The following is a 24,580-nucleotide window of genomic DNA, read 5'->3' as shown; positions in this document are numbered from 1 at the left end:
TCGGGTGACTCAATCAGTGCCCTCCGGGCATCCCGGATGATCTCATGAGAAACAACCCACAGTCCAAGTGCCACAATCCCGATGTCCGGTATATCGGACAAGTGTTCCGATTTGTTGTGGGTATGTTGTTTCCTATAGGTGAGGGCGGATTCTGCCCAGTTTCCCCTGAGAAAACAGCGCTTTTTGCATCGAAGAAGGTGCCGTGCTGGTTTCCTGGTGATGCGTCAAAAGCGAATGCGAATGCGCAATTTGCGAATCTGTCCCGTGCCCTGTTTGGCATGAGCGGCATGCTCCTAGCTTTCATCCAACCCAACTCCGCTTGGAATGCTTGCTGAATTCTTTTCAGCTTTTTTCGAGACTAACGAAACGCCCACTGATTCACAATGAAAAACTTTGAGTTTGTTTTTCTGCCGACAAAAAAGGCTTACGAAGCCGGAAGAAAATTCTTCAAGGCAGGGAACATCCGCCGCCGTCAGTCGGGGGTCGCCTTGATCATGGTATTGAGCGTCGTCGCCTTGCTTGTCCTGCTGGTGACGGGGTTTCTCTCCATGGTGCATACAGAGACTCGCGCCAGCGGATCTTATGCGAAGGGGGAGGAAGCCCGGTTGCTGGCAGACCTGCCGCTTAACATCGTCATCGCCCAGGTGCGCAAGGCGACGGAGAACAACGGCAGCACCAAGACCTGGGCATCACAGCCGGGCATGATTCGCGTGTTCGGCCAGGATGTGGATCCGACCACGCAGCGCACTAAGATGGACCGTGCTTTCAAGCTTTATTCCGCAGCCCAAATGGAGGTGCAACCAAATGCCGGGGGGATGTCCCCGGACATCAATGCGACCGACGAGCTTCCGGACCAGTGGCATGAGAAGAAGGCGTTGTTCACCGATCTGAATGCCCCCGTCTATACCAGCCGTGATAGCTCAGGAAAGGGGATCCAGCCGGTCTATCCGATTGTTGATCCCGAAGGGTTCAAGGATCAAGCTGCGGCGGTTGGGAACCAGGCCAGGGTTGCGGGAGCTGAAATCTTGAGCTCGGGTACAGGACTGGAAAAGCTTGTCCTGGCTCCTGCCACTGGCAGCAACCCGTCCAACCCGCTTCCGATGCCGGTGCGCTGGATCTATGTCCTGCAGGACGGCACGATGAGCGCTGGCACCGAGAGCGGTGCGGATGGTATGAAGGTGTCCGTGCCTGGTGCCACGGTGGACAACCCCGTCACCGGCCGGATCGCCTTCTGGACGGACGACGAATCGTCCAAAGTGAACATCAACACGGCGGGCGAGGGAGCGTTCTGGGATCTCCCCCTTGGCAACACCAACATCGAACGCGGCAACGCGGCTTCGCTAAGCGCCGCGGCCACCGCCCCCTACGGGTTCGCCACCAGCCTGCTGGTGCGGGATGAGTTCACCCGATACCCGGGACATCCCAGCCGCACCAGCATGAGCGCGGTGTTCGGCCCCTGGCTGCCGATGAACAAGTCTCCGCATCTCGCTGCAGAAGCCACGGAATACGCCACCCAACTGGATGCCTACTACAAACTGTCACCGCGGATTGCCATGGGGGGCACGAGAGGGGGCACGGCATTCACGACCAGTAACAATTCCGTCCCTGCGAATCCCCGTGATGCAGACCGCTATTATGCCTCCCCAGATGAGCTGATCTTCAACCCCGCCCGCACCAATGTCGGGGTGGGTGCCATCAACTCCGATGTTCTTTCCAAAACCCGATTTTTTCTCACCGCCCACAGCCGGGCTCCCGAGGTGAACCTTTTCAACAAGCCCCGCCTCTCCATCTGGCCCATCAATTTCAACACTGCGCATCGCAATGCAGTGGACAACATGATCGCTTTCGCCTCCACGGCCAACAAGCGTCCCTTCTATTTCCAGCGGGCCAGTTCGAACGCCCTCGACAACACACAAAACCAGCTCACCAGCGCCCATTATTTGTCGAATGATTATACCGAGGCCAGCATGACCCGGAACCGGTCGATTGTCAGCTATATGCAGAAGATGGCCGGAACCAACATTCCTGGGTTCGGCGGGAACTTTGCCCAGAAATACGCAGACGACTCCGACCAGATTTTGACCGAGACCTTCGACTACGTTCGCTCGGCCCCGAACATGTTGTCCAAGGCCCTGGCACCAAAGTACAGCTATCCCGGCACGGGCGGACCTAATGGGGTCCTTGGTGAAAGCTACGTAGTGCCGCTTCGCCTTGACCTGAACGGCAAAGCCTGCAAGGGCTTCGGGAGGTTTCCGACTCTCACAGAGGCGGCGCTGGTCTTCACGGGTACGGAGAAGGATGCGGAGAAGCGCGTGACCAAGGTGGAGTGCTTTCTCCTGCTCAACTTCCTGCGCCTCATGCCCGGGGAGCCGCAGTTGTCTCCTCGTTACCGTGTGAAGATCACAGGCATGGACGGGTTCCGTCTTGGACCGGTGCTGGCCTCCACGTCCAACCCGCCGACCGCACCCATGGGCTTCGTCAACAGCGCCACGACGCGTCTCAACACCAATACCACATCCGGCGGATGGGGGTCCTGCCAGGCTTACCAGAATCTTCTGGTGCTGCTGATGAAGGATCTGAACGGCTTCAAGAATCCGGTCAAACCAGGTGGCGATGAGAAAGTCGACTACCCGTTCTTCTCTGACCAGGTGTCGGTGCCTTTGGGAGATGACCCCACCAAGATGACCTTCACCGGCAGCAACATCACGATTGAACTGCGGACCGTGACGGACAGCCCCCAAAGCGGCGGCGAGCTCATCCAGAAGCTGACCATGGACTTTTCAGGCACTCACGTCTTCCCGCGCCCGAAGATGGACGATGACAACATTGACGGTACCAACACCAGCACCACCAAGGATGCGGCCTCGCTGGAAGGAAAGGAACGGCGGACCTTCGCCCAACGCCTCAAGCGGCTGAGCATCAACAGCGACTACAACTATCCCGCCGCACCTGCGGGAAAATTTGGCGGTCCGCTGTACACCAGCATGGGTTATTGGAAGGACCACCGCTTCACCCTGATCAACAAGGAGGATGTGGTGCGCGCCGTGCAGCTCAATCCGGCCGGGCCCAGCAAAGGAGATTTCCGTCTGCTTGCCGCCACCCCTGAGGTGCCCTCAAGCTGGTTCTCCAAAAACACCAAGTGGAGCAGCTCCAACTATGCGGATCGCGACGGATGCTCGCTTCGTGAAGACCGGTGGAACCTGCTGGGTCAAGTGGGTTACAACCCCACGCCGAACACGACGGATGCCGATATCGCCCTGACCGGCATCGCATCGAACGCCAACCGGCCGACCAACATCTCCCGGGCCGGTTACCTGGTTTCAGGAATCAAATATGGCCCCAGTGCGGTTCCCATTGTGCCCAAGGGGCTTGCGGCGGCTTTGAATGCCGACAACCGCCCCGGGGACTGGGAGACGGGGGTGGGCATCTTCTCCGACGGTCCTTTCCTCAGATACCCCATTCTTGCCAGCTTCAAATACAACGGCGGAGGTTTCTACTCCTACGGATATGACCCCAGTGATGGCACGGACACGAATTTTACCCCGAACCGCCAGATCGCGTCTCCGGTAACGTTTGGCGCACTGCCCACAGGAGTAAAGGCATCCCGTCCCTGGCAGACGCTTCTCTTCTGCGCGAATCCCGCCTCCCGCCAGACGAGTTCCACCGCGCTGCCCAACGTGCAGGATCACTTTGGATTTGGCTCTCCCAAGGACCACCTGTATCTGGACTGGTTCTGGATGCCCGTGGCGGAGCCCGGTGCCATCAGCGAACCCTTTTCCACGGGAGGCAAGATCAACATGAACACGGAGATCTACCCCTTCCGCTACATCAAGCGCCGCACGGGTCTGCATGCGGTCTTGAAGAACACCCGCATCACCGCCCTGCCGCCCGATCTGGCGGCAGACAAAACGATGGGAAACTCGGACAACTACAAGGGGCTGAACAAGTGCCCGTACGACTTCCGCTATGACATCAACCTGGATGCCACCACCGGCACTCTGCGTGGTTTTGAAATGCGCTTTCAGGCAGGGGATGTCTTCCGCTCCGCCTCTGAGATTTGTGACATATTCCTCGTACCTTCGGCGTTGAAAGGGGCGACCTATCACCCCAATGCTCCGGCGGTGCCCACTTATTCCAGCTCCGTGCTCTGGTGGCGCAAGATGACGCTGACTGGAGACAACGCGCGTGAGAGCCCCTACAACGACATCTACCCACGCCTGACGACCAAGTCCAACGTCTTCCAGGTGCACTACAAGGTGCAGCTTCTGCGCAAGGCCCGCAGCACGGACCCCACCGTGTGGGATGAAGAGAAGGACCAGATGGCCGCGGAACAGCGTGGGTCCTCGATCTTCGAGCGCTACATCGATCCTGGCGACCGGAACATGCCAGACATGGCCAGTGCCTCCGAGTTTGCCAATCCCAATTACAGCCTGGACCGCTACTACCGTCTTCGCGTCATCCAGAACCGCAAGTTTGCCCCTTGAGAAGACTGAACCCACCCCAACTGAACCCCGATATCCCGCCCTATGAAACTCATCACCCGCCGCCCCCTTCGAAGCCGGGGCTTCAGCCTGGTTGAAGTAGTCCTGGCCGTTGGCATCGCCGCCACCACCGTGGTGCTGCTGATCTCCCTGCTGCCCGCCGGCATGGACCAGATGCGTGCTTCATCGAACCAGATGGCCACCGCGCGAATCCTCCGCTGGATCTCCCAGGACCTGCAGATGCGTGACTTTGACGAGTGGGCGAACAATGCGTCCGCCATCACCTACAAGTTCGACGCCGGCGGCGACCCCGTGCAGGGTGGAAAGGTGGATGCAGTGAACAGCATCTATACCGTGCAGGTGTCCCCAGACACCACGGGCAATGTCTCCGGAGTGGATCTTCCTGGGAATGCCCGCAATGGATTCCTCCGGCAGGCGACGGTTGCCATCAGTGACAGCCCGCGCACGGATCCCTTCAGCGATCCCCGCCGCGTCTGGAAGCGTGCAGTAACCGTCGTGCGGATGGAGAAGACGGAAGTGGCCGGTCCGGCCGCCGCATCGCTCTGAATTGCCCTGCTGCTCTTCCGGCTTGAGCTAGCCCAACCCTGACTGACAGAATGATGACTCGCTCCTATCTTTCGCCCCGTGCCCGTAGCCACGGCTTCACCCTGGTGGAGTTGCTGGTGTCCATGACTGTGGTGGCTCTCCTCATGGGGGTGCTGTTGCAGACGGTGTTCCAGACCCAGGTCATCTGGACTGGGGCGAGAAACCGGGTGGAGGAGTTCCGGGAAGCCCGGATCGCGTTCGAGGCAATTACACGACGCCTTTCCCAGGCGACGCTGAATTCCGTGTGGGACTACGACAACCCCACCACGCCCACGCGGTACCAGCGTTACTCGGACCTGCACTTCGTGACCGGGCCTTCGCATAAGACTTCCGGAGGACAGGGATTGCTCCAGACGGTCAACAACACCTGTGGCCATGCGATCTTCTTCCAGGCTCCGATGGGCTTCGCCGGCCAGGAGGTGGGCGGCACCAGTGCCTCTGCCGCCTACGACAACATGGAGGAACTGCTGAATGGCTGGGGATTCTATGTGCAGTACCGCAGCGATCTGGCCGACCGGCCGGAGTTCCTGAGAAAGGACAGTGGGCCCAATGGTCGGAATCCCGAGCGGAACACCTTTTCGCTCATGGAGTTCCGTCAGCCTTCAGAGTCGCTCCCGGTCTTCCTGCAGGGGACGGACTTGAAGCCTCTGCTCGCCACCCAGACCGCCTCTGCCGGACTCTACAGCTGGTTCCGTGACGGCACGGTGGGGGGCGTGAACCCGCCCGTGACGTGTGACATCAACACGGGCTCCCGGGTGCTGGCCCGCAACATCCTGGCGCTGATCATCAGCCCCCGGGTGCCCACCCAGGGGGTGGGAAGTGCGTGCGACTACGATGTGGCCCCGAGTTATTTCTATGACTCCCGCGAGTTCCAGATGGCCACTCCCACGAACAGTGGGACGGATCGCAATGGCACGCAGCTTATCCAGGCCTCCCGGCATCAACTTCCGCCGGTGCTTGAGGTGACGCTCGTCGCTCTGGACGATGCCAGCTGGGGAAACTACCTGGAAGGCGGTGGAGACGAATCCAAGTACCTGGAATATGTCCGCACCCACTTCCAGTCTGTGGGGACGGTGACCAACCGCAATTCTTCGAGCTATGAAGGCACTCTGAGAACAGACCTTGCCAATCTGGAATCCATGCTGGCAGGCGACAGAGTTGCCTACCGGATTTTTTCATCCTCGGTCGAATTAAGGTCGGCCAAATGGACCACCGACGCGGACCTTCCCGCCACGGCATCGACGAACCCATGAATCACCCTATGAAACGGCACCCACTTGCTATCCGGGCCGCCAGCAGGCAGGCCTTTACCCTCATCGAGATGCTGGTTGTCATCGGCATCGTTGGTCTTCTGCTTGCTCTCACGGGAATGGGTTCTGTGGGCAGCCAGACGGCGCAGAAGCTCAAGACCGAGGCCATCAATCTCGCTGGTGACGTCCACAATGCGCTCCTGGAAAGCGTGAAGAACAATCACCCGGTGGTGTTGCGGTTCTACGAGCATGCGGACCCTTCCCAGCCTGGCACGGAGGTAAAGTGGCGCAGCTGGCAGACCCTCCGTCGTACGGACGAAGGGGAGATGAAGGCGGTCACCGAACTCCACCGCATGGACAGCGGGGTCATCATCAATGAGCGTGAGCAGTTCTCCACCATCTTCAACCAGGCGGCCTTGACCAAGGGAACGCAGAGTGCCGATGCCAACAAGGACCCTGAGTTGACCGCGGGCATTGGGCACAGCTACCGTTTCATCGAGGTGGAAGTCCGGCCCAACGGCTCCAATTCCCTGAAATGGAACGCCGCGAACCGTACCTGGGCGGTGGTGTTTGTGGCCGAGCATGGTCCGGCTTCAGCAGACACGGAAGTGCCTGCGGACAACTACCGGGCGGTCTTGATTGATCCGTTTAACACCCGGGCCACGGTTTATTGAACATCGTGGCGGTTGCGATGAGATGAGGTGACGATGCAAACTATCGCATGCGATAGAGCTCCATCATCTGAATGGATTGGCGGGAGGGGAAAAGGCGCACCTTCTCGAAGAGTGCCGGGTCCTCCACCATGGCGATGATCTCGGCATTCGAGGATTCTGCCAGGGTCCGGAAGCCCACCACCATGTAGAGCTCGCCTTTCTTGGATTTTATTTCCTCCATCCTCGCCCGCAGGCCCGGTCCTGAACGCACTTGAATCTCCCCTCGCGGGTCATAGACGGCACTGTAGCGCCACAGCCAGCACATGAGCACATTGGAAGTGGCCTTGGGAGAGAAGCTCTCGTGTTTCTCCCGTGAGGCCGCCAGCACCCCGCGGTAGTCCTCAAAGGGGAGGTGCATCTGGCTCCAGTTCATGGCCCATAGTGAGCCGGCCGCGATGATCAAGAGGCTGATGGTGACCCCTGCGGTGATGGCAACTTCGCGCACCCGAAACAACTGGCAGAGACACCTGCCCAGCAGAGACATGCCGAAGGCTACCGTGATGCTGAGGGCGGGCAGGGCGAAGATGAGATACCAGGAGCGAAGCTCGTCCTTGATGCCGAACTTGAAATGCACGGTGCAAAGCACCACCGCGGCGAAGGTGCTGATGATCAGTAGAGCCCGCTGCCGGTGCCACTTCCACAGCCCGACGAGACCGGTCAGAAAGGCAAGGATGATGAGGGCGAAGCCTGAATAGGTCAGCACCGGTGATGTCTGCATAAGGCCTTCCCAGCTGATTTCACCCGGATTGCTTGCGATCTGGCGATGATAGGGGATGCCGGTAAAGAATTCCGCCACCAGATTGTGAAACCAGACGGCATCCATGGGCAGGCCGCGCAGCCATTGCAGGCGTTCGTGGGCTTCTGCGATCTGTGGCACATGGGGCGCATAGAGGGAAATGAACAGCATGGCTGCGACGAGGTTCACCGTGACCCAGCGCACCATTTGCTGGACCCAACCGGCCTTGGAAACCATCAGCCCCATCGCGACCAGATTGAGCAGGGCCATGGCGTAGGCCATGCCTGCCCAGGAATACATGATCAGGAACTCCAGCAGCCCGAAGGTCAGCCACGCGCGCCAGCGGCCCTGATCAAGCGCATGCGAGAGTGCCAGCAGCAGGAAGGGGTAGAAGGCCAGGGCCAGCGCGTAGCCCCGCGCCTCTGCCGAGTAGCGAACATGCCACGGATGGAGCGCCATGAAGAGCGTGGCCAGCAGGCCGAGCCATGGCACGCCCCACCGTCGCAGTAGCAGAGCCAGCCCCGCCAGGGAGACGAGGCCACCGATGAGGCTGGGGATCCGCGCCACCCATTCCGTGAACTCCGTGTCCTTGCGGCTCGTGATCTTCCGCCAGGCCTCAAGGCAGAGCCGACTCGATGCACTGAAGAGCACATGGTTGTTTGGGCCATGTCGGGCGCTGAAGAAGGTCTGTGGCCAGATGGCCCCCTCAAAGTACACAGGACCTTGCCGGTCCTTCTTCTTCAGAGGCTTGTACATGCCGTGCACATAGGTGGCCAAGGCGTCAGCTTCGTCGCCCCAGAGGGAGTGAGTCATCCGCGGTGCTCGCATGGCCAGGGCCCCCGCCAGCACGGCTCCCAGAAGACTGTAGAAGACGACAGGTGATGGCGATGACGCCGCCCCGCTGGTCGCCAGCAGCTTTTGTGTGCTCGTGGAGGCCGGCGTGGTCGTCCTCCGCCAACCCAGTGAGAGCAGCAGGATGGCTCCCGCGATTCCGGCACGTGCCACGGCACCGTACCAGAGTCCGGTGGCCACGTGTTCCCGGAAGCTCGGATCCACGCCTTCGGCCTTATGGCGTCCCCATGCAGATTTCCACGGGGGCTTTTCCTCGCGCAGATGCCCAATGGCCTGAACGCAGATGATCAGCAGGACGATACGAAAAACGTTGGGGAGAGTGAGAAGGCTTCGGAGTCTGGGCATGGCAGGCTTGCTGCTTGAACTTTGGCCTGACACGGCTAGCGTCCAGCGCCTTTTTTTGGACCGGTTTTCATGATTTTCCCCCGCCCATCAGTTCTGCTTCTCCTGACCGGGTTACTCGGTCCACTCACCGCAAGCGCCGCGGAGAAGATTAGCTATAACTTTCAGGTTCAGCCAGTTCTGGCGGAACACTGCCTCAAGTGCCACGGGCAGGATGAGAAGCAGCGAAAGGCAAAACTGCGTCTCGACGTCCGTGAAAACGCCCTTCTGAACAAGGTCATTGTGCCCGGTAAGCCAGATGAAAGTTCGTTCATCGAAAGGCTCCTGACCCATGATGAAGATGAGGTGATGCCTCCGCCGAAGGAGAACAAGAAGCTGACGGCTGCCCAGATCGATCTCTTCAAGCGCTGGATCGCTGAAGGTGCCGTCTATGAACGGCACTGGTCCTTCATTCCACCCGCGCCGGTGCCCGTGCCAGAAATCGCCAATCGCGAGATCGCCATAGAGAGTCCGATCGATGCTTTTGTAATGCAGCCTCTGGTGGCGGCAGGAATCTCCCAAGCGAAGCCTGCTGAGCGCGAGGAGTGGCTCCGCAGGGTGACCTTTGACCTGACGGGACTGCCCCCCACGCTGGAGGAGCTCGACAAGTTTGCCGCTGACACAGCGTCGAACGCTTATGAGAAGGTGGTGGATCGTCTCCTGGCCTCCAGTGCCTATGGCGAGAGAATGGCGATCGAGTGGCTCGATGTTTCCCGCTTTGCCGACACCTACGGCCGCCACGAAGATCATGATTGCCTGACCTGGCCGTATCGCGACTGGGTGATCCGGGCGTTCAACGACAATCTTCCTTACGACCAGTTCGTCACCTGGCAGACGGCAGGAGACATGTTGCCTGCGCCAACTCAGGACATGTACCTGGCCACGGCTTTCAACCGCCTCCCCCAGCAGTCCAATGAGGCGGGCAGCAATGAGGAGGAGTTCCGCCAGGACATTGTGGCGGACCGTGTCCACACCAATGGCATTGCCTTCCTCGGGCTCTCCATGGAGTGCGCCCGCTGCCACGATCACAAGTACGATCCCATCAGCACCAAGGACTACTACAGTCTCTCCGCCTTCCTCAACAACATTGACGAGTGCGGCCTGTACACGGTTTACACTTCGAACATTCCGGCTCCGTCCATGTTTGTCTACGATGGCGATGATGAACGCCGCCACGCGGAGCTGAAGCTGCAGATCAACCTCAAGGAGCAGCAACGTCAGGCCATGCAGGAGTCTGCGCGCGAGCGGTTCGCCCACTGGATGGCCTCCCGGGACTCCTCAGTCACACCGGTGAAGCCGCAAGTTCATCTCGACTTTGAGTCTTTGAACGATGACAAGGTGCTGGCCAACCGGGCGGATGAATCCAAGCCGGGCAAGGTGCGGCTTAAGACGAAGTTGATGGACGGGCATGTTGGGAAGTCGATCCGCTTCCAGGGGGACAACTCCCTGAGCATCGCCAACGCTGGTGACTTTTCCCGGACGGATCCGTTCTCGTTCTCCGTCTGGATGAAGTTGGAGAAACCTCTCGCGCGGGCTGTCGTAGTGCATCACAGCCGCGCCGGCCTGGATGCAGGCTCCATGGGATACGAGCTCCTGTTGGAGGATACGAAACCCTCCTTCGCCCTCTGCCACTTCTGGCCAGGCAACGCCGTGCGGGTGCGGTCCACGAAGTCTCTGCCGCTCAATCTGTGGACGCATGTCGCCGTGACCTATGACGGTTCCAGCCGGGCCTCAGGCATGCGTATCTATGTGAATGGCCAGCCAGTAGATCAGGAAGTCGTGCGCGACAATCTCTACAAGGACATTGTGTATGACAACTCCTACGAGGGCAAAGACATGGTGGAGATCGCCACGCTGACTCTTGCGGGCAGGCACAATGACGTCACGCTCTCTGCCGCATTGCTGGATGACTTCAAGGTGTATGGCTGTGAGCTCTCTCCAGTTGAAGTGCGTCTGGATGCCGGTGCTGCCGTGTTGAATCAACCCCGTGAGTGGTTTCAGTGGTGGCAGCGTGAAGCGGATGCTCCTTCCAAGAAGGTGGTCGCCGAACTCAAAACCCTCCGTGAAGAGGAGAATGAGATCTCCAACCGCATGAGGGAGATCATGGTGATGCGGGAGATGCCCGGCGAACGGCGCCCCACTCACGTGCTCAATCGGGGGCACTTCGAAGCCAAAGGAGACCGGGTGGAGCCCGACACTCCCTCCAGCGTGTTCCCGTTCCCGTCTGAGTTTTCACGAGACCGCCTGGGTCTGGCCAAATGGCTGGTGGACCGGCGCAATCCGCTGACCTCCCGGGTGTACGTCAACCGGGTCTGGCAGATGTTCATGGGACGCGGCATTGTGGGCACCAGTGAAGACTTCGGTGTTCAAGGACAGCTGCCCACGCATCCGGAACTGCTCGACTGGTTGGCGCTCTGGTTCATGGACAATGGTTGGGATACCAAGGAACTCTGCAAGCTTATCGCGATGAGTGCGACCTACCGTCAGTCTTCCCTGCCGCAGCGGGTGGAAATGCTGAAGGAGGATCCGGACAACAAGCTGCTGGCCCGTGGGCCGCGTCAGCGCCTCACGGCCGAACAGTTGCGCGACAATGCTCTCGCAGTTAGTGGACTGCTGGATCGCCGTCTGCTCGGTCCGCCGGTGATGCCCTACCAGCCTGCTGGCCTTTGGGAGGACTCCGGTACTCAACACAGCTACAGTCAGAGCAAGGGGGCGGATCTGTTCCGTCGCAGCGTTTACACTTTCTGGCGTCGGACCCTGCCGCCACCTGCCATGAGCGTCTTCGATGCTCCGACCCGGGAGTTTTGCAAGACACGTCGTGATCGCAGTGCCAATCCGTTGCAGGCACTGGTGTTGTTCAATGACCCTCAGTTTCTGGAGTCTGCCCGCGTGCTGGCGGAGAATCTGGTCCGAGAGTTTCCGAATGATGATGCTGGACGGATTCGCAAGGGTTACCGGCTGCTCACCTCCCGTCATGCAGCGGACTGGCAGGTGGAGCTCCTCACCGGGCTTCTCAAAGAGCAGCGCGAACACTTTGCCAGCCAACCTGCGGATGCGGACAATCTGCGCCGCAAAAACGGTGAGGCTGCAGTGGATGGCAAACTGCCAGCTGTAGAAGTCGCTGCCACCACGCTGGTCACCCGGGCGCTCCTGGCCATGGACGAATGTGTCATGAAGCCCTGACCTTCATTGTTCTCTTCCTTTTCTTAATTTCATCCCCCAGACCCCACTCATGTTTTGCCAACAGCGCACCTCTGCTTTCGGACTGACCCGCCGGGACATGCTGAGCCGTATGGGCCTGGGATTTGGCGGGCTGGCTCTGGCGGACATGCTCCAGCAGGGGCAGGCCGGGGCTGCTCCATCGCCATCGGTTGTCTCAGAGGGCGGCCTTCCCGGACTGCCTCACTTTGCCCCCAAGGCCAAGCGGGTGATCTTCCTTTTCATGAGCGGCGGCCCTTCGCAGCTCGACAGCTTTGACTATCGTCCTGAGCTGATGAAGCGGCAGGGGGAGGGGCTGCCGGACTCCTATTTGAAGGGGAAACGCCCGCCTGGCATGGCCGGTTCCCAGACATCGTTTCCGCTGGTGCCGTCTGCCTTTGCCTTCAAACAGCATGGCCAGAGCGGCGCATGGGTGTCGGAGATGTTTCCTGAGACCGCCAAGGTGGTGGATGACCTCTGCTTCATCAAGAGCATGACGTCGGAGGCCGTGAACCATGACCCGGCGCTGACCTTCATGCAGACGGGCGCCCCGCTGCCGGGCCGCCCGAGCATCGGGTCCTGGTTGCAGTACGGGCTGGGCACGGACAATCGTGACCTCCCGGGCTTCATCGTCCTCATTTCCCGCCGGCCGGTGGACCAGCCTCTGAGCTACCGTCTCTGGGATGCGGGCTTTCTGCCCACCCAGTACCAAGGGGTGCAGTTCCGCGCCGGGAAGGATGCTGTGCTTTATTTGAGCGAACCCGAGGGGATCGCCCGCGGGGCCACCCGCAAGATGCTGGACACGCTGAGGGTCATGCACGAGCGGCAGTTCGTCTCCCGACCGGATGCGGAGATTACCGCTCGCATCGAGCAGTATGAGATGGCCTTCCGCATGCAGGCCTCCGTGCCGGATGCCACGGACTTCAGCAAGGAACCGGAGTCCGTTTTTGAGATGTACGGTCCGGATGCGAAGACGCCGGGGAGTTTTGCCTCGAACTGCATTCTCGCCCGCCGTCTCGCAGAGAAGAACGTCAAGTTCATCCAGCTCTACCATCCGGGCTGGGATCACCACGGTGGCCTGCCCATGAACTACCCTGTCTCCACCAAGGAGATCGACCAGCCGTGCGCCGCGCTCATCAAGGACCTGAAGCAGCGTGACATGCTGAAGGACACCCTGGTGGTCTGGGGCGGGGAGTTTGGCCGCACCAGCTATTCCCAAGGCAGCTTTAGCACCAAGAGCAAGAGCTACGGACGCGATCACCACCGGGAGTGCTTTACCTTCTGGATGGCTGGTGGCGGCATCAAAGGCGGCATCACCTATGGCGAGACGGACGACCTCGGCTATGAGGTCGCTCGCGATCCCGTGACGGTGCACGACTTCCACGCCACCATGCTCCACTTGCTGGGCATCGATCACGAGCGTCTCACCTATCGCTTTCAGGGCCGGGACTTCCGGCTCACGGATGTGGCGGGGAACATTGTGAAGGGGATTCTGGCGTAGGCAGACCGGGCTGTCGCCCTCTCGTGCACCGTGCGCTGGCTTTTGCAGGCCAGCACCCGTTGACGCGGTGAGGAGGAGGCATCAACCCGGTAGTTGGCGGAGATAGTTCCGGCCTGCCCAAGACCCCTCGACAATGCTCTGCGCCTGGATGGTTTTGGACGTCGTTCCTTCTGGCAACCTCCCGCCTGGGAAGGCTTTCTCCGCTGCCTCATCCCGGGCGGCATTGTAGAAGCTGGACCAGCTTTCAAAGCGGTCATCGCCAAAATCAACATGGTGGGTCTCGGGCTTGTTCAGGATGTAGGGGTCGAATGCCTGGCAGAAGCGGTTCATGCCCTGGCTCAGGAGGAAGTTCGTGAAAATGATGTTGGTCATGGTCACCGTCCTTTCACCCTTGAGCTGGGCCATCTGACTGATGTGCTTTTTGCCCTGGTCGGAGACGATGCTGAGAGAGGCTTCCACGGCGTGGTTGTCGAGCAGGGCATTCACCATGGGGAATTTCCTGTCGAGCATGATGTCTTCCAGGACCTTTTGATTGCGGATGAGCTGCTGTTTGCCCTCATCACTTTTGTACTTGGAGTTCTTGAGCTCAGAACACACGTGATAGTGCAGGCGGGTGAGCTCTGCGGTGGAGAATGGGGCGAGCATCTCCGGGGTCAGATCCGTGGTGCGGTAGGGCAGTTGTTTCACCGAGCCCCCGGAAAGGTCCGGCACCAGGAGGTCCAGCGCCTCATCGCGGTTGCTTCGGGGGTGATCGGGCGAGAAGTGTGCCATGTGATCGAGGATCATGGCGGCGTAGATCTCCCCGTCGCCCTCCTCAGGCATGGGAATGGAGGGGTCCAGGACGCGATGATGATGGGCGAGCCCCCTGGTGACCTCGGCACGGAACGCGTTCATGCTCGTCCAGAGCCGCTCGAGATGGATGGGGTTGGCACGCATCTCGGTCAGCACGGCCTGGCCGAGGCGACGGACTTCCGGGTAGCTGGATTCGATCCTCGCCGTGGCGATCGTGCGCACTTGTTTTCGTATATTGATCTTCGAGGCGGGCAGTTCTTCAAGGTTGACGCCAGCTTTGCCGCCGATCTCCAGCAGCGTGGTGAGATCCTTGCTGCTGAATTTCTCAAGCAGACCGTCCGTCTTCGCGACATTTTCGAAGACGGAGGTCATCACGCCCTCAAAGCCAGCTTTGAGCATGCTTGAGAGGGTGGTCTCACCTGTGTGGGATTCCAGTTGCTGTGCGACCTTGAGAATGCTGAAGAAATCCGAATAGGCGGCTTCCAAAGCGGGAGCGATTTTGTCCGGTGCTTCGGGGTCCAGCGCGGCGAGCGGCCCTGTTATGGAGTTCATCCGGTCCACGAGCGTCTGGGTGATCACCTCCTTCAAGACGCCAAGGAGGGGTTCCTTGGCATTTTTGGCCATGGCCGCCAGTCGGGACGGCTCAATGAGCTGGGCCACCTGTTTCATTTTGTCCGGATCAGTGAGCTCCGATATGAGCTTCATCCGGATGTGGGTCGACATGGCGAACGGCAGGACGTCGACCCCATTTTGCTGGGGGAGTGGTTCTCCCTTGAGGCGTTTTGCCACGATCCAACGGTCGATCAACACTTCGACGTCATCATTCAAACGCCGGGCGGCTTTTCCGGCGTCCAAAGTGGGCTTTGAAAGCTCTGCACGTATTGCTCCCAGTCCGCCTGCGAGGCGGGCATCGGCCTCCTTAATCACCGCCTGACGAAGGAGCGGGCCATCGGGACCCAGCTCATTTTGCGAGTCGGTATTCAGGAGCTTGGCCATCGTGAACAGGGTGCTGTCGTCGATCTGTGTAAGGTGTTTTCCAAGCCGGACCAGCAGGATGTGATCAGCCACTTCTTTGGGGGTGTGTTGCCTGCCGGAGAGCTCAGAGGCCTGATCCAAAACCGCCTTGTCGAGCATGGGTTCGAGGTTCTGACGGGCCTGGGACAACCACTTTCCTGCCGTGGGGATGCTGCCCGAGGCCAGTGCGCCCAGCGCCTCGCCCATGGCGCGACTGGCCGTGCGCACCGATTTTTCAGTGATGCGGGTGGCGCGCGTCGTGGGCTGGCCTACGGTGGTCAGCTTGATACGAGTCAGATCGGATCCGGAAAACCGTGCGCTGCCTCGGGCAAATGGCGTGCGCTCTCCCCGACCCACGTCAGGGCGGCGTCCGGTGCTGAAGTCTTTGGTGACGAAAGCGGACAGGTCGACACCGTGGATGGTAGGTCCTATGGAGGGCATAAGTCTGGCTTTTTACTTTGGGGGAGGGGAGGTTTACAATGCTGCGATGTGAGCTAGGGAGAAGACAGGTCTGAGAGCAAAAGGTCCAGACTGTCCTGAGGACCGGACCTGTGACGCTTCATGCTCAAGGCGCGGTTCAAGTCTCCTCGCAATTCATCGATCTGCTGAAGTGTCTCTCGCAGGACGTGCGGGTGAAGGTTGTTCTGAGGCCATTCCTTTTTCCAGACGATTTCGCACTCCAGCCTGTCGTAGGAGAGGGTTCCCATCCCTGCGGCATGAAGGTCCATGTTCGCTTTCAGCACCGCCAGCATGCCATCGGGATGCAGGGATTCGGGCCGGGACACGGACGAAATCACTCCAAGACAGCAGAAGCGTTCTCTCGCTTCATCGTGCTCCAGCATGAAGGTGGTGTTTCCCATAACCATTTCCAGCGCAGATGACTGCGGAAGGTTGCCGGGATCGTTCCCCAACAAGGCGTAAGTCAGTTCGTGCCAGTCCATTCTTGGGACAACTTGAGGGTTTCAGGAAAGTTAGGCGGTGAAGCGATAGAAGTCTGGAGAGGCTTGCAGCCCGACCGCAAAAGGCTCTTCTTCGCATGCAGACAAGCCTGTTGTGGCCAGGCTTCCATCGAGCCGTTCGGGAATCGTTGTGCCAAGTTCCGCGAATCGCTTCAGGCAGTCCGCGAACTCGCCTGTCGTGTACTCTGTCGCATTGACCGACTGGAGCAGATGCAGTTCACCGGCTTCATCGCAGGCCAGTGTGGAGTCCTGCAGATCCGCATTGAGAGTCAGAACGTCCAGATAGTGTTGTGCGAGGTCCTCTGGAACGCTGACCAGGATGGACCGGTGCAGGGTGACCAGTGGCCAATTGGCGAGGTTCATGCTGACCACTTCGTCGTGGCCGAAGCTGAGACCGACCGTATCCCCGCCTTCTGGAAGGGACAAAGGAACATCGAGGATGTTTCCAGCTTCTTCCAGGTATGTCGAACAGGTGAGCATGGATGAGGGACGGTGGTGGAGGGGGCACCAGCTTGGCGGTGTGATGAACCCTCCTGTCTCTCATTGAACTACCTGAGTGGAAACTGGAGTTACTGAAAAAACTGTAAAAAAAATACTTTCTGGGCAGTCTTTACTTCTTGTCTGTGGCTGGCCTCACTTTCACGGGTTCACCCTCGAGGCCTCGCTCCTCTTTCGCATCCTCGGGAGAGGCGTCATCCTCAGATGACTGTTGGGTTTTGGCGAGAGGCATGCTGCGGGTGATGTCCACACTGGCCGTAGCGCTGAGAACGGGGATCCCGTGTCGGTCGGGATCGTGATCGAACGCTCCAATGTCTTGTCCTTGAATCACGGCTTTTTCCAGCCTCACGTAAGAGATGAGAATGCTCAATTCCTCCGACAGATCATTGCTGGCGTGGAGGGTGTGGAGATGGCCCTCCAGTTCGTCAAGATGCTGGAGCATGTCTTCTGCTCGGGCCGATTCATCTTTGAGCTCTTCCTGGTAGCGGTCAGCGGCTTTCAGGGCGGCTTCGGTCTCTGTGGAAGTTGAGGAGATGGATCGGGATACCAAGGGCTTGAATCCCTCCCGGCTGATTCGTTGGTCCGGGGCCAGGCTCTTCCAGTTTCCAGAGGAAGCTTCGGTCCGCACTTTCATTTGCTGCCACAGAACTTCTTGAGTCTCGCGTACCTCCTCCACCGGGGCTGATGCCAAAGGACGCTGCACATCACGGTTGCCGGGCTCAGAGATAGAAGCGTTCATGGGATTGCAGGATGGAAGGTAGGAGAACAAAGGAAGTTTGCGCACGTTCCCCTTGTTCCAGACTCTGTCCGCAACTCCTTCTGGATTACACTGAAAGCTTTGTTTGTCGGTGAAGCCTGATCAAGGCGGCGACATGGAAAGCACGCCTTGAAGTCTTTCGCCATCCAGCCAATAGCTGGTGCTCGCCAATGCGGGCACCTCCCAGAGGCCGGGAGTTGCGAAGGCGAAGGACAAATTGATGCTTTTGCCTGGGAAGGGGCGGGGGAGTTTGATCATCTCCCACCATTTGACCTCGCTGAGATGCGCGCTTTGTCCTGGTTCCAAGACGACTTCTCCTTGCTGGGAGAGTGAGTCCATCTTCGGGGTGGCAGTGACGAATTCCTGTGAGTCATTCAGCGTGACCCGGACGATGAGTAGCTTCTGCAAATCCCTGACAGGCAGGCGGATTTTCTGTGGTGAGATGTTGGTGATCGTCAGACGTTTGATGGGGGTGGCTTGATTCTCGTGCCCCTGGTGTTCGAGGGTCAGTGACACAAAGGGATTGGCGTACTCGCGTTCAAAAGTGCCGCGTGCGACCAGTCGGGCCGCAGCCGGATACTTTTCATTGGCTGTCGCCGCTTTTAGGAGGGAGGAGGCCTCAGCCTTGCCGTAGGCCTTGGGAATTGCCCTCAAAGCTGTCTCCAATGCTGCATGGTTGGGAGTGGTCAGCGCCAGCTCAAGGAGCGGGCGCAGCTCCTGGCCTCGCGAGTAGGGGGAACTGAGCAGGGTCTGGAGCACCAAGTCACTCCAGGGATTGGTTCGATCCCGATACTGACCCTCCAGATAAAACCACAGATCGCTTCGTCCGGGATAGTAGAGTGGGGATTTGATCAAGATTTGCAATGCTGACTGATATCGGATGCGTGATGCTGATCGGGTCAAGTTGTCCGCATCGTTGCCGCTTTCATTCCGGCGAGCTGTTGCAGCGACACGAGCACGTTCCAGTACTGTCTGGAGAGTTTCTGTCCAAGCCTCCTCCCCTACGAATCGCTCCAAGGCCCTGACCGCCGCCTCTTCTGGATCCTGCCATTGAGCCTCGTCCTGTCTTACCGTCACCGCGCCAGTGGCGAGGGCCGCCACATCCTCAAAGGGGGCAGTTTGCATGGCCAGCACGTCGTACCGGCATTGTAGGATCTCGTCAGCGGCAACGGTGGCCTCTCCTTCGTTGGAGACAAAATCATTGGGTGCTGGCTGATAGAGGCGAAACCGGACCCGTGACTTGACCCCGCTGGAGCTATTGAGAGTCTGGCTCCATGAAACAAACTCTCCCTGAGGCACTGCCCGGCCGCCATAGCTGTTGCCACAATCGCTGAACCGATGGCCGTCGCAGCGACGCCAGACGTCGTCAGGCGCGAAGACCTCCCGCTTGGAGTACAGGCTTCCATCTTGGGCAAGAACCTGGATGGTTTTCTTGGTGGGATTGAGCAGGTAGACCTGAACCTGATTGTCCGCGACGTTTTGAAAGTCTGCATACAGGGTGGCTTTCCCTAAGGAGGCCTGTTTTTTGATGATGTCGGGAAGGCTGGAGATCTCGCCTCTGTTCGGGGGACCAAAGAGAGGGGCAAGATTGTCTTTCGCCTGGGCCTGGGTTGTGAGTGGCAGGAGGACTGCCAGGAGGATTGCCCGGGGGTTGGTAAAGAGCATGAGAGGAATTTACCAGAGCTGCGCGTCCAGATTCCAACTATTTTTTCGATGGGAACGGGGCCAACGAAGGGCCTGGAGCTGCTGAATTCCCCGGGTGCGGCCGGCAATCTTGAACGTGAAGTCTGCAAGCGACGTCTGCCCATGGCGACATCCGTGCTTGCCGATGGTGGCAGGCTTACGGTAAATAGAATCCCTGTGATGCGTGGAAAGAATCTGATCCTGCCGCTGGTTTCGCGGGTGCTTGGCGCCGGCCTTCTTCTGTTTTCTCCGACCCTCGGGTTGGCCCAAGGAGGGAGCCGGGAGTTCCAACTGAAACTCGATCTGGCCCCGTTGCTGGTGATTCCGGAGGTCTGGCAGATGTCCCAGGACAATCTGACAGGCAAATTCCCCGCAGACGGATTCCGTTCCAACCCCTACATCAACTGGCAGGGGCGCAGTCAGGGCGCAAAGGATCTGGCGGTATTCTCCCCCCGACCGTTTGAAAATGTCGGGGTGGATCTGAGCCTTTTCGAACAGAAGGTTCCGGTGGAGCGCGCCATTGTGGAGTTCCGCGAAGGCAAGGCGATCCGGACCCAGATCCTGGTTAATGCACCGGGCAGCTCACCCAGTGGGGATCTGAAAACGCTGAAACTGACCTGTGAACAGCAGCTGAGCGCCCTGCTGGGAGTGCCAGCGGCTCCGCTCAAGCGGGACTTCGGGACCGTAGCAGAGAGCAAGGCGGAGTGTCTGGTGTGGAAAGGGGAGCGCGGGGTGGCCTGCCTCGATTATTCCAGCTCCAGTGGCTTGCTGAGGTTTTCGATCGCTTCTGCCACCGTGAACCCGGGAAGTCTGGCGGCGCTCTATTCCAACGACGGCACGACCGTGGGGGAGGATGGGAAGCTCCAGTTCTTTCTGAATCTGGACTCCATGCTCAACATGCCAGACCTCTGGAATCTGACAGCTGATGCCGTTGAGAAGAAGTTCGCTCTCAGCGGCATGAAGGAGCCGCCTTACTTTCAATGGCTCACGGCAGACAAGTCGGGCGTGCGGTTCACCCGCCGACCCTATGGCAATGTGGAGGTGGATATCTCTCTCTTCAACGGCACGGTGCCCGTGGAGGAAGCCGTGGTGGAGTTTGTGGATGGCAGGGCTGCCAAAGTCTCTGTCTCCCTCTACAACCGGGGTGACAGCGGCGGCTTGAAGCGGCCAGAATTTGAGCAGCGCTACAAGACGGCGGGCGTCGCGATGGGGAAAATGCTGGCGGTCCGCCCCACAGAGCGGAAGCCCAACGCGCAAACAGCCATCAAGATCAGCGGCTGGATGTGGAACTCTCCAGGCGGGCTGGCGGCGCTGGAATACAACACCGAGGCGCTGACCGGCCCTGCTGAGCCGGAGTTTCTCCGCATCAAGCTCGCGGCTCCGGGCCAGAAGGCCGCGTTCCTGCAGGAGAGTGGGCAGACCATCCGAAAGACCTCGCTGGGCCGCTCGGAATTGCCCCGGTTCGTGAAACGGGAAAGCAATGGGGATACCTATGTGAGCAGCGTGCCGATGGTGGACCAGGGGGCCAAGGGCTACTGTGTGGTAGCCTCCTGCCAGCGCCTGTTTGGCTACCTGGGCATCCCGTGTGACCAGCATGAGATGGCTCAAATTGCGGGCAGCGATGCCGACCGAGGGACCAGCCCCATGGCCATGGAGGAGGCTTTGAAGAAGATCGACTCAAGGTTCAAGGTCAACTTCAAGCCCCTGGCTTACCGTCTGCGCGGCGGGGGGCTTGGCGTCCCCTCGGGCACCCGTCTCGTCGATGTGAACCAGGCAAAGTTTCAGAAGTCGATTCAAGACTACACCAGCAAAGGGGTGCCTCTGCTGTGGGCCTTGCAGTTGGGGATCTATCCGGAAGTGCCGCAAATCTCGTTGCAAGCGGGTGGTGGGCACATGCGGCTCATCCTTGGCATCAACGCGGAGAAAGGAGAACTCATTTTCACCGACTCCTGGGGAGCCGGACACGAGATCAAGCGCATGAAAATCAGTGACGCATTTCAAGCCACGCTGGCGGTCTATGTGATTGAGCCCAAGGAGTACTGAGAAGTGCGCTTTTGTGGCGGAAAGAACTTGAAATGGGATCAAGTGAGGTTATTTTTTATATCAAATGAGGAAAGAGGAAAGCAAGGTGAAATACCGAACCACAGCTTCCGCAGAGCAGGCCCCTTTGGTTGTCTCGGATGTGGTGGCGACGTACATGGTCCCCTCAGCCGCCACTCACTGGCCCACCTCGGGTGAGTTGATCGCGTCCATCGTCAAAGGCCTCGCTTTCAAGGAGTTGACCGCCCTTCAGGAAGGTCTCGGCGTCAGCCTGGACAAACTGGCTGGCACGCTTGGCATTGCCAAGGCCACCCTGAGCCGCCGGAAGGTGCAAGGGCGGCTGGATCCTGAGGAGTCTGACCGGGTGGTGCGTTTTGCCCGGCTCATGGGCAAAGCCGTAGAGGTGCTTGAGTCCCAAGACGCTGCCCGCCAATGGCTGAATGCTCCGCAAACGGGTCTCGGCGGGGCCATCCCGCTGGACTACGCCCGCACAGAAGTGGGCGCGCGAGAAGTGGAGGCGCTCCTCACCCGTATTGAGCACGGCGTGTACGCATGATGCTGGAGGCCTGGCGCATCAGCAAAAGTCGGCACGCCGCCACCGCCTTTACGGGTGAGGGGGCGGCGATTGCTGGCGGTCGGTGGAACTCACCGGGCATCCGGCTGGTCTATGTGAGTGCGTCCCAGTCACTGGCGCTTCTGGAGAATCTGGTGCACGTCAATCCAGCGGTGCCTTTTAAGTTGGTGGCGTTTCACATCAAGTTCCCGTCTGCCGTGGTCAAGGTGCTGGAGCTGGCTGATCTGCCGTCGAACTGGGCCGAGTCGCCCGCACCCGTGGCGAGCCAGAAGGTGGGCGATGCGTGGGTGGCGGCGGGTGATTCCGCCGTGCTGGCCCTGCCCAGTGTGATTGTTCCCGGCGAGCGAAATTATCTCCTGAACCCGGCTCATCCCGACTTCAAGAAGGTTGAAGTTCGTGGGCCGGCCGATTTTCCTGTCGATCCTCGATTGCTCTGACGCTGGTTTGTCAGTTCTGTCCTGCCTGGATGGAGGTGAGGGCAATGGTGTACACGATGTCCTCCACCAGGGCACCCCGCGAGAGGTCGTTGACCGGCCGGCGCATCCCCTGCAGCATGGGGCCGATGCTCACCACGCTCGCACTCCGCTGCACGGCCTTATAGGTGGTGTTTCCCGTGTTGAGGTCTGGGAAGATGAAGACTGTGGCCCTGCCTGCCACCTGACTGTCGGGGGCCTTCGAGGCCGCTACGGCGGCCACCGCGGCAGCGTCATATTGCAGAGGGCCGTCCAGCATCAGGTCGGGGCGCTTGCTCCGTGCGATCTGCGTGGCTTCGCGAACCTTTTCAACATCAACTCCGCTGCCGGACTCTCCGGTCGAGTAGCTGATCATGGCTACCCTCACGGGAAGGCCGAAGGTCGCTGCCGAATCGGCACTTTGAATGGCGATGTCCGCCAGGGTCTCGGCGTCCGGGTCCGGGTTCACTGCGCAGTCGCCATAGACCAGCACCTGATCGGGAAGACACATGAAGAAGATGGAGGAAACGACTTTGGCCCCGGGCCGGGTCTTGATGATCTGCAGCGCCGGCCGTATGGTGTTGGCAGTGGAATGTACGGCCCCTGATACAAGACCATCCACCTCGCCCAGCGCCAGCATGACCGTGCCAAGCCAGACGTTGTCCTCAAGCAGCTCCGCAGCGGCTTCAGGAGTCAACCCCTTTGCCTTGCGCATCTCCACCAGGGGGGCGATGTAGTTCTGCCGCAGCGGCGCAGGATCGAGGATCTCCACCAGTGGGGGGAGTTCGACCTCCTGACCCCGGGCGATGCGTCGGATTTCTTCAGGAGACCCGATGAACACACAGCGGGCAATGCCACGCTGGGCGCAGATCGCCGCTGCGCGGATGGTGCGGGGCTCATTGCCTTCAGGCAGGATGATGCGGCGGGTGGTCTGACGGGCCCGCTCCGTGAGGCGGAAACAGAATGCGGCTGGGGACATGCGAGCCTCCACAGGGATGGCGGCATGAGAGGCGATCCATTCACTGTCAATGTAGCTCGCCACGTAGTCCATGCTCTGCTGCACCCTCTCGATGTCATCCACTGGCACCTCCGCGCTCATGCGGGTGAGGGCGGTGGCGGTGTGCCAGCTGTTAGTGGGCACCTGGAGAATGGGCAGTCCGGTGGCCAGTCCGGCGCGGCAGAGATCAAAAATGGCAGGAGGCACTTCCATGTCACCCGTCAGCAGCAGGGCGGCGATGGGAATGTCATTGAGAGTGGCCATGCAGGTGGCGACGATGACGTCACTGCGGTCCGAAGGCGTGATCAGCACGGAGCCCGGCAAAAAGGTGTCCAGCATGTTGGGCACGGTCCGGGCCAGCATGGTGAAACGGCGCACCCGTCGCGTGCTCAACTCCCCTTCATGCAGCACGGTGGCATTCAGATAGCGGGCCATATCCACGGCGCGACAGGAGGCAAGTTCCGGCTTCTCCGGCACCGCGCCGATGAGGTGGAATCCACTGCGATGGAACAAGCGGCTGCGCAAGGCGAAGGTCATCGCCAGCTCCTTGAGCGACTGATCAACGGCGTCAGGAACGCGATTGATGATGCAGCCCACGACGGAGTCGCCAAACTTCCTGGAAGTGTACTCCATGCGCGATTCGAACTCACCCAACGGTACGTCTCCGAGGGAACCGACCAGGATGACTTCGGCGCTCAAGGTCTTGACCAGCTGAAGATTGAGTTCATCGGCCTGAGGCGTCTCGGCCGTGTGGACCAGACCTTCGACGATCACCACATCCGCATCGGTCGCAGAGGCGTGATAGTTTTCAATCACCCGCTCGAGCAGTTCATCCATGCGACCGGTCGTGATCAACCTCTCTGCCTGGTCCAGCGGAATGGGTGTGGATGGCCGCAGATGCGTTGCCTCCCGCACGAAGTGGGTGGAGCGTTCCGGGCCCTTGTCCTGACTGGTGGACTGGCCAATGGGTTTGCAGAACGCCACCTTCACGCCGTGAATGTCAAGGGAGCGAACCAGGCCGAGGGCGATGGTCGTGAGGCCGGCACTGCTGCCGCTGGGGGCGAGGTAGAGGGTGTGGGGCATGCAGTTGGAGGGG

16 protein-coding genes are annotated in these 24,580 nt (G+C 59.8%); 9 read left to right on the top strand and 7 right to left on the bottom strand.

The window, feature by feature from the left end; all coding sequences use genetic code 11:
• Positions 1-383 precede the first annotated feature (383 nt).
• Genes vccA through vccD form a run of 4 tightly spaced genes read left to right on the top strand, consistent with a single transcriptional unit; the run spans position 384 to position 7,011 of the window.
• Complete coding sequence (gene vccA, locus BV034_RS28550; RefSeq protein ID WP_050030355.1) at positions 384-4,484, top strand: Verru_Chthon cassette protein A; 4,101 nt, start codon at positions 384-386, stop codon at positions 4,482-4,484.
• Positions 4,485-4,526: 42 nt separating this feature from the next.
• Complete coding sequence (gene vccB / locus BV034_RS28545) at positions 4,527-5,048, top strand: Verru_Chthon cassette protein B (protein ID WP_050030354.1); 522 nt, start codon at positions 4,527-4,529, stop codon at positions 5,046-5,048.
• A 50-nt stretch (positions 5,049-5,098) separates the two neighbouring features.
• Entirely contained in the window at positions 5,099-6,340 is a 1,242-nt protein-coding gene (gene vccC / locus BV034_RS28540) for a Verru_Chthon cassette protein C (protein ID WP_050030353.1), read from the top strand.
• Between the two features lie 8 nt (positions 6,341-6,348).
• Entirely contained in the window at positions 6,349-7,011 is a 663-nt protein-coding gene (gene vccD / locus BV034_RS28535; protein ID WP_050030352.1) for a Verru_Chthon cassette protein D, read from the top strand.
• 40 nt (positions 7,012-7,051) lie between these two features.
• On the opposite strand, the gene BV034_RS28530 is transcribed toward vccD, so the two are convergent.
• Positions 7,052-8,983, bottom strand: coding sequence for a glycosyltransferase family 39 protein (locus tag BV034_RS28530; protein WP_050030351.1), 1,932 nt, complete (start codon positions 8,981-8,983; stop codon positions 7,052-7,054).
• Between the two features lie 69 nt (positions 8,984-9,052).
• On the opposite strand from BV034_RS28530, the gene BV034_RS28525 reads away from it, so the two are divergent.
• Both BV034_RS28525 and BV034_RS28520 read left to right on the top strand, forming a co-directional pair.
• Complete coding sequence (locus BV034_RS28525; RefSeq protein ID WP_050030350.1) at positions 9,053-12,202, top strand: DUF1553 domain-containing protein; 3,150 nt, start codon at positions 9,053-9,055, stop codon at positions 12,200-12,202.
• Positions 12,203-12,251: 49 nt separating this feature from the next.
• Positions 12,252-13,718, top strand: a complete 1,467-nt coding sequence (locus BV034_RS28520) for a DUF1501 domain-containing protein (RefSeq protein WP_050030349.1) — start codon at positions 12,252-12,254, stop codon at positions 13,716-13,718.
• 81 nt (positions 13,719-13,799) lie between these two features.
• On the opposite strand, the gene BV034_RS28515 is transcribed toward BV034_RS28520, so the two are convergent.
• The 5 genes from BV034_RS28515 to BV034_RS28495 all read right to left on the bottom strand — a co-directional run bounded on the left by BV034_RS28515 (position 13,800) and on the right by BV034_RS28495 (position 19,403).
• Positions 13,800-15,965, bottom strand: a complete 2,166-nt coding sequence (locus BV034_RS28515; RefSeq protein WP_050030348.1) for a hypothetical protein — start codon at positions 15,963-15,965, stop codon at positions 13,800-13,802.
• Positions 15,966-16,018: 53 nt separating this feature from the next.
• A complete protein-coding gene (locus BV034_RS28510; protein ID WP_050030347.1) occupies positions 16,019-16,465 on the bottom strand; it encodes a type III secretion system chaperone in 447 nt (148 codons plus the stop codon).
• 30 nt (positions 16,466-16,495) lie between these two features.
• Positions 16,496-16,963 carry a hypothetical protein gene (locus BV034_RS28505; protein ID WP_050030346.1) on the bottom strand — a complete coding sequence of 156 codons (468 nt, stop codon included), beginning with the start codon at positions 16,961-16,963 and terminating at the stop codon, positions 16,496-16,498.
• 130 nt (positions 16,964-17,093) lie between these two features.
• A complete protein-coding gene (locus BV034_RS28500) occupies positions 17,094-17,720 on the bottom strand; it encodes a hypothetical protein (RefSeq protein WP_050030345.1) in 627 nt (208 codons plus the stop codon).
• A gap of 120 nt (positions 17,721-17,840) precedes the next feature.
• A complete protein-coding gene (locus tag BV034_RS28495; protein WP_050030344.1) occupies positions 17,841-19,403 on the bottom strand; it encodes a hypothetical protein in 1,563 nt (520 codons plus the stop codon).
• A 141-nt stretch (positions 19,404-19,544) separates the two neighbouring features.
• Here BV034_RS28495 and BV034_RS28490 point away from each other — a divergent pair, with 141 nt between their 5' ends.
• The 3 genes from BV034_RS28490 to BV034_RS28480 all read left to right on the top strand — a co-directional run bounded on the left by BV034_RS28490 (position 19,545) and on the right by BV034_RS28480 (position 22,472).
• On the top strand, positions 19,545-21,464 hold the full coding sequence (locus BV034_RS28490; RefSeq protein ID WP_265593572.1) for a hypothetical protein: 1,920 nt from the start codon (positions 19,545-19,547) through the stop codon (positions 21,462-21,464).
• Between the two features lie 85 nt (positions 21,465-21,549).
• Positions 21,550-22,017 (top strand): antitoxin Xre/MbcA/ParS toxin-binding domain-containing protein, encoded by a 468-nt coding sequence (locus tag BV034_RS28485; protein WP_265593571.1) that lies wholly within the window; start codon positions 21,550-21,552, stop codon positions 22,015-22,017.
• Complete coding sequence (locus BV034_RS28480; RefSeq protein WP_063768928.1) at positions 22,014-22,472, top strand: RES family NAD+ phosphorylase; 459 nt, start codon at positions 22,014-22,016, stop codon at positions 22,470-22,472. Before BV034_RS28485 ends, BV034_RS28480 begins: the two co-directional genes overlap by 4 nt.
• Before the next feature lie 10 nt (positions 22,473-22,482).
• On the opposite strand, the gene pta is transcribed toward BV034_RS28480, so the two are convergent.
• Positions 22,483-24,567, bottom strand: a complete 2,085-nt coding sequence (gene pta / locus BV034_RS28475) for a phosphate acetyltransferase (RefSeq protein WP_050030341.1) — start codon at positions 24,565-24,567, stop codon at positions 22,483-22,485.
• Positions 24,568-24,580 lie beyond the last annotated feature (13 nt).

The sequence above is a fragment of the Verrucomicrobium sp. BvORR034 genome (assembly GCF_000739635.1).
GTDB lineage: Bacteria > Verrucomicrobiota > Verrucomicrobiia > Verrucomicrobiales > Verrucomicrobiaceae > Verrucomicrobium.
The sequence above is the reverse complement of the archived record's forward strand: the minus strand, read 5'-3'. Positions and strand labels throughout refer to the sequence as shown.

Coding starts and splice junctions, on each gene's coding strand:
- vccB (WP_050030354.1), top strand. CDS start 4,527: ATGAAACTCATCACCCGCCGCCCCCTTCGAAGCCGGGGCTTCAGCCTG.
- BV034_RS28520 (WP_050030349.1), top strand. CDS start 12,252: ATGTTTTGCCAACAGCGCACCTCTGCTTTCGGACTGACCCGCCGGGAC.
- BV034_RS28500 (WP_050030345.1), bottom strand. CDS start 17,720: ATGAACGCTTCTATCTCTGAGCCCGGCAACCGTGATGTGCAGCGTCCT.
- vccD (WP_050030352.1), top strand. CDS start 6,349: ATGAAACGGCACCCACTTGCTATCCGGGCCGCCAGCAGGCAGGCCTTT.
- BV034_RS28510 (WP_050030347.1), bottom strand. CDS start 16,465: ATGGACTGGCACGAACTGACTTACGCCTTGTTGGGGAACGATCCCGGC.
- BV034_RS28525 (WP_050030350.1), top strand. CDS start 9,053: ATGATTTTCCCCCGCCCATCAGTTCTGCTTCTCCTGACCGGGTTACTC.
- vccA (WP_050030355.1), top strand. CDS start 384: ATGAAAAACTTTGAGTTTGTTTTTCTGCCGACAAAAAAGGCTTACGAA.
- BV034_RS28480 (WP_063768928.1), top strand. CDS start 22,014: ATGATGCTGGAGGCCTGGCGCATCAGCAAAAGTCGGCACGCCGCCACC.
- BV034_RS28490 (WP_265593572.1), top strand. CDS start 19,545: ATGGCGACATCCGTGCTTGCCGATGGTGGCAGGCTTACGGTAAATAGA.
- BV034_RS28495 (WP_050030344.1), bottom strand. CDS start 19,403: ATGCTCTTTACCAACCCCCGGGCAATCCTCCTGGCAGTCCTCCTGCCA.
- BV034_RS28515 (WP_050030348.1), bottom strand. CDS start 15,965: ATGCCCTCCATAGGACCTACCATCCACGGTGTCGACCTGTCCGCTTTC.
- BV034_RS28505 (WP_050030346.1), bottom strand. CDS start 16,963: ATGCTCACCTGTTCGACATACCTGGAAGAAGCTGGAAACATCCTCGAT.
- pta (WP_050030341.1), bottom strand. CDS start 24,567: ATGCCCCACACCCTCTACCTCGCCCCCAGCGGCAGCAGTGCCGGCCTC.
- vccC (WP_050030353.1), top strand. CDS start 5,099: ATGATGACTCGCTCCTATCTTTCGCCCCGTGCCCGTAGCCACGGCTTC.
- BV034_RS28530 (WP_050030351.1), bottom strand. CDS start 8,983: ATGCCCAGACTCCGAAGCCTTCTCACTCTCCCCAACGTTTTTCGTATC.